The following is a 2701-nucleotide window of genomic DNA, read 5'->3' on the forward strand; positions in this document are numbered from 1 at the left end:
CCACGACATCTGCGGAGTTCAGTATTTCCGGGTCGATGGCTTTAGATTTCTGGCTTGAGATGTCAATACCGGCTTCAGCCATGACCTGGACGGCCCGGGGATTTAGCCCGGCGGGAGCCGTTCCTGCGCTGTAAACATCCCACTTGTCCCGAGCCATGGTTCGGGCAAACCCTTCAGCCATCTGGCTCCGGCATGAGTTGCCGGTGCAAAGGAAGAGCACCTTTTTCTTACCGGTCAAAATGAATCCCTCCATTTCATATGCATCTTAAAAAAGAGCTTTTTCTAAGAAGTATACCTTATTATGATCCCTGGTAGCGAGCCTTTCCTATGACAAAAATGGTAATTCACAGGCTTGTTGACAGGAAGCGATCAGAAAAAGTATAATTTCCGGAAAAGAAACGTGCTTCCGGTAGTGCAACAGGGAAGGAGAGTTCAGAAAGCAGGGTAAATTTAAAAATATCAAAAACCGGGGTGAATTAAATTTCTTAAGGAAATTTCAAAAAGTGTTCCTGTTTTGTCATAGTGTGGACAGCCGTGGTTACTGATATTTTTATTCAGGGACGAAAAGGTCTTGTTCAGAGAGGGGGCTTCCATTGTGCCCGGTGTGCGGATAGGAGTGGTTTCAACATATCCTGAATTGTCAAAACAAATACAAAAGCTGGCTCAGGACATGGATTTGGGTTTGGAGTTAAGAGAAGCAGTGCTGGATGAAGGTGTTTCGCATGCCTACAAGCTGGAGCGGGATGGAGTCGATATTATCATCAGCAGGGGCGCAACGGGGAAGAAAATTAAAAAAGTAGTTTCTCTGCCAGTGGTTTTAATTGAGATTACTCCCTTTGATATCCTCCAGGCTTTATACACTGCAAAGGGTTTGGGGCGGAAGATAGCCTTTCTTGGTTATAGACCACAGGATTTCAGTCCGGACTTTGAAAATATCATCAAAATATTAGAGATAAATGTAGAGTGTTATCCATATAGCGATATTTACGAAATGAATGATCAGATAGCTAAGATATTGAAATCCGATATCGACGTTGTTGTGAGCACTGGTCTCTGCGTTTATGAAATGGCCAGGAAATCGGGAATTAATGCTGTCCTTGTTCAGTCTGGTTATGATGCAATTCATAGTGCCATAATGCGTTCCCTGGAGATAGTACATGGTATTCGCCGGGATCAAGAGCGTTCCAGCAGATTTCGTTCTGTCCTTGAGTTAACGAATGATGGAATTATAATTTTAGATGAAAATAAGCGTGTTTCATTTATGAATCCTTCAGCGGAAAAGTTGCTGGAAACAGATGCTGCCAGAGTCGTAGGGCGTCAGGTAGGTGAATTGCACGATTATCCCGCTCTAATGTCGTTGATCAATAATTCCGACCAAAAAGAATATTTTAAGGAAATTGGGCGGAAGCAGTTCTGGGTTAAGAGTATTAGCGTGAATATTAGTGAAGGGAAAAAAGACCTGTTGATAATGTTCCAGAGTGCAGATAGAATCCAGATACTGGAACAAAATCTCCGGCGCCAGCTGTTTAAAAAAGGCCTGGTGGCCAAACATACTTTTAATGATATCATCGGGAGCAGCATTGCTTTACGGGATACTATTGACAGGGCAAAAAAATTCGCATCCTCTAATGCCACGGTGTTAATATGTGGTGAGAGTGGAACCGGGAAGGAACTTTTTGCTCAAAGTATTCATAATGAAAGCGACAGGCGTAAAGCCCCTTTCGTAGCCATAAATTGTGCTGCCTTACCGGAGAACCTGCTGGAGAGTGAATTGTTCGGTTATGAAGAAGGGGCTTTTACTGGAGCCAAAAAAGGCGGTAAAATCGGGCTATTTGAAATGGCTCACGGCGGAACCATTTTTCTGGATGAAATCGGTGAAATGACATTACCTGTTCAGGCCCGGCTTTTGCGCGTTTTGCAGGAGCGGGAGATTATGAGGCTTGGCAGTGACAGGGTCATTCCGGTGGATGTAAGAATAATCGCAGCTACCAATTATGAATTATTCCTGGCGGTGAAAGAAGGGAAGTTCCGGAGTGATCTCTACCACCGCCTTGAGGTGCTCAACCTGGACATCCCCCCGTTGAGGGCAAGGAAAGAAGATATTGAACTGCTGGCCAATCATTTTATAAAAGAATTCAGTTGCGAGGTCAGGAAAGAAGTTCCACCTCTATCCAGAATTGCATTGCAAAAACTTATGGAATATGACTGGCCCGGTAATGTAAGGGAGCTGCAGAATGTTATTCAAAAATATGTCCTTTTGATTGAAGATGGCCAGAGCTGTGAAGAATTAATAACCAGATTAATAAACGAAAAAATTAGAAAATCATATGTACTACCCAGTGGTGATAGAGAAACTATTACGCTAAAAATTGGCAGGCTGGAAGATATGGAGCGGCAGGTTATAGATTACTTACTTTCTACCGGTGCCAGCATTAAAGAAATATCAGAATTAACAGGTATAAGCCGGACAACATTGTGGCGTAAGATAAAAACACTGGATGAAGTAATGTTTCGTTAGGTAACCGGTCTGGTTCCAGAATGAAACATTAGTTCTTAGAGAGACCCCATTTATTCTAATGTTTAAAAAATGGCATGGGATTTGCATAATTTTTTGATTTTGAAATTGGCCGGTCGATATATGGGGCGGGAAATTTATGAAGGTACCAGCGAGGTACAGCGCATTGTGATTGCCAACTATCTG

Annotated in this window: 2 protein-coding genes; one reads left to right on the forward strand and one right to left on the reverse strand. The window is 42.9% G+C overall.

Annotation, left to right across the window (positions count from 1 at the left end):
- The coding region (locus ACPLUI_RS13625) for an arsenate reductase ArsC (RefSeq protein ID WP_424660793.1) at window positions 1-238 on the reverse strand (238 nt) is incomplete at its 3' end.
- A 357-nt stretch (window positions 239-595) separates the two neighbouring features.
- Between ACPLUI_RS13625 and ACPLUI_RS13630 the strand changes: the two genes are divergently transcribed.
- A complete protein-coding gene (locus tag ACPLUI_RS13630) occupies window positions 596-2518 on the forward strand; it encodes a sigma 54-interacting transcriptional regulator (RefSeq protein ID WP_424660794.1) in 1923 nt (640 codons plus the stop codon).
- Window positions 2519-2701: the final 183 nt, after the last annotated feature.

This window comes from Desulfofundulus sp., from assembly GCF_049701015.1.
GTDB lineage: Bacteria > Bacillota > Desulfotomaculia > Desulfotomaculales > Desulfovirgulaceae > Desulfofundulus.